This is a genomic window from Megasphaera sp. AF13-6AC (assembly GCF_027685385.1).
Classification (GTDB): Bacteria; Bacillota; Negativicutes; order Veillonellales; family Megasphaeraceae; genus Megasphaera; species Megasphaera micronuciformis.
This window is the reverse complement of sequence record NZ_JAQCUN010000171.1, coordinates 1-2320: the sequence shown is the minus strand read 5'-3', so window position 1 is coordinate 2320 and position 2320 is coordinate 1. Positions and strand designations below refer to the sequence as shown.

Below are 2320 nucleotides of genomic sequence, written 5' to 3'. Positions count from 1 at the left end.
CAACTCCATCATGGGGCTCGATGCGGCCATCGCGTTGGCAGGATTCATCGTTGCCTGCATCATTTATGTACGGTATAACAGTGTTATGAAAAACAGAAAAGCGGCGTAAGCCCTAGGAGGTATATAGTATGGTAACTATCGGAAAAATCCCCTTGAATAACGGAATCCCCAAAATTTGTGTGCCCATCGTCGGCCGTACCGTCGATGAACTCGTTCAGGAATGCCGCTACTTGCAGGATAAAATCTACGATGTCGTTGAACTGCGCATTGACTTCCTGACAGAAGTAACAGACTTAAAAGCCGTCAACGAAGCACTCCGGGCCGTTCGCAACGAACTTCCCGACAGTGCGATTCTCTTCACCTTCCGCACGAAGGAAGAAGGCGGTGAAACACAGGTTTCGGAAGATTACTACTTTGATTTGATCCTTTCAGCCGTTGAAAGCGGTCTTGTAGATGCTGTGGACGTAGAATATTTCCGCAACGCCGACAAGATTGCCAAGGTCATTGCCGCCGCTAAAGCCAAAGGGGTTACCGTCGTTATGTGCCTGCAACACGGTCGTTAACGATAACGGCGTCCTGACCGGCACAATTACGGACGGAACAGGTGCCATGCGTTCCTTAAAAGAAGAAGGCGTTGAGTACGTAGGCAAGAAGATGACCATCGTCGGTGCCGGCGGTGCCGCTACGGCTATTCTCGTTCAGGCAGCTCTCGACGGTGTTCGCGAAATTGCTGTCTTCAACCGTCGGGATGAATTTTTCCCGAAGGCTGAAAAGGTCGTGGCTCAGTTGAACGAACAGACTGAATGCAAGGTGACCTTATACGACTTGGCTGATCACCCTTCACTTAAGCGCGAATTGGACAGCAGCGACATTTACATTGACGGCACATCGTGCGGCATGAAACCGCTGGAAGGCGTCGTAGCCATTCCCGACAAATCATTCTTGCACAAGGAACTCGTAGTTATGGATACGGTATATGCACCGCATCAGACGGAGTTGATGCGTTGGGCCGACGAAGTAGGTTGCAAAAACTTTAACGGTCTCGGCATGATGCTTTATCAAGGTGCTGAAGCCTTCAAACTCTGGACCGGCAAGGACATGCCCGTTGATTTCATTAGAGACGTTTTATTCTAAGCTACGCGACATAAAAGGAGATTTATCACTATGGAACAGACCCGTTCTTATCGCCCCTTATGCCTGAGCCTGTATCTCAACTATTTCGTACACGGCATCGGCGTATTGATTCTCGCCCAAAACATGGACTCCCTTGCTGCACGTTGGGGCAGTTTAGCCGACGTCATGAGCGTCATCGGCATGCTCGGTATCGGCCGACTCATCGTTCTTTTCGTATCGGGCAAATTATCCGACAAATACGGTCGTAAACCCTTCGTTCTTTTGGGCATGATTACCTACATTGCCTTTTTCCTCGGCATTTTAGTCAGCCCCACAACGGCTGTTGCCTGCGTCTTCGGGATTTTGGCAGGTATTGCCAACTCCTTCCTCGATGCCGGTACGTATCCGGCATTGATCGAATCGTACCCCGAAAGTGCCAGCACGGTTACGGTACTTTTGAAAGCCTTCATTTCGGCAGGTCAATTCCTTTTGCCTCTCTTCATCGGCGTCCTCGTCATGATGAACGCTTGGTACGGCTGGTCCTTTATCGTAGCTGCCGTTATCTTGGCTCTGAACTTTGTTATTATGCTGAAAATGGGCTTCCCTGTCATGAATCGGGTAAGCAACAGTGACAAAAATGACGCTTCGGAAGCTCCCGTAGAAGCCCCGAAATCCAAATGGTACCTTGAAGGTATTTGCTTCGTACTGTACGGCTATATTTCTCAGGCTACTTTTTATCTCATCAGTCAGTGGCTTACAAAGTACGGTGTTGCCGTGGCTCAAATGCCGGACTTGGCAGCTCGTTCCTTAATGAGCTACTACTCCATCGGTTCTTTGGCTTGCGTCTTCTTCACCGCCTTCATTACGAAAAAAGGCGTTCGCCCCATTACACTTCTTGTTGTATACACTCTGATATCCACCTTGGCTATCGGCGGTCTGTATTACTATCCGTCCGCTTCCCTGGCTCCGATTCTCTCGGCGGTCGTAGGCTTCTCCGCTGCCGGCGGCGTTATGCAGCTCGGTTTGGTTATGATGACGGAAATGTTCCCCAAAGGCAAGGGTACTATGACCGGTATTTTCTATACTACCGGCTCCATTGCTTCCTTTACCATTCCCCTTGTTACAGGGTATATGGCCGATAGCGGTATCAACTCCATCATGGGGCTCGATGCGGCCATCGCGTTGGCAGGATTCATCGTTGCCTGCA

General features: G+C 50.0%; 3 protein-coding genes. All 3 read left to right on the top strand.

Features of this window, described 5'->3' with window-relative positions; genetic code table 11:
* Positions 1–128: 128 nt before the first annotated feature.
* On the top strand, positions 129–563 hold the full coding sequence (locus tag PGX78_RS07695) for a type I 3-dehydroquinate dehydratase (protein ID WP_270446312.1): 435 nt from the start codon (positions 129–131) through the stop codon (positions 561–563).
* A gap of 46 nt (positions 564–609) precedes the next feature.
* The gene (locus tag PGX78_RS07690) at positions 610–1134 is read left to right on the top strand and encodes a hypothetical protein (protein WP_270446311.1); all 525 of its coding nucleotides are present in this window, start codon (positions 610–612) and stop codon (positions 1132–1134) included.
* A 30-nt stretch (positions 1135–1164) separates the two neighbouring features.
* A partial coding sequence (locus tag PGX78_RS07685; RefSeq protein WP_270446309.1) for an MFS transporter occupies positions 1165–2320 on the top strand: 1156 nt, incomplete at its 3' end.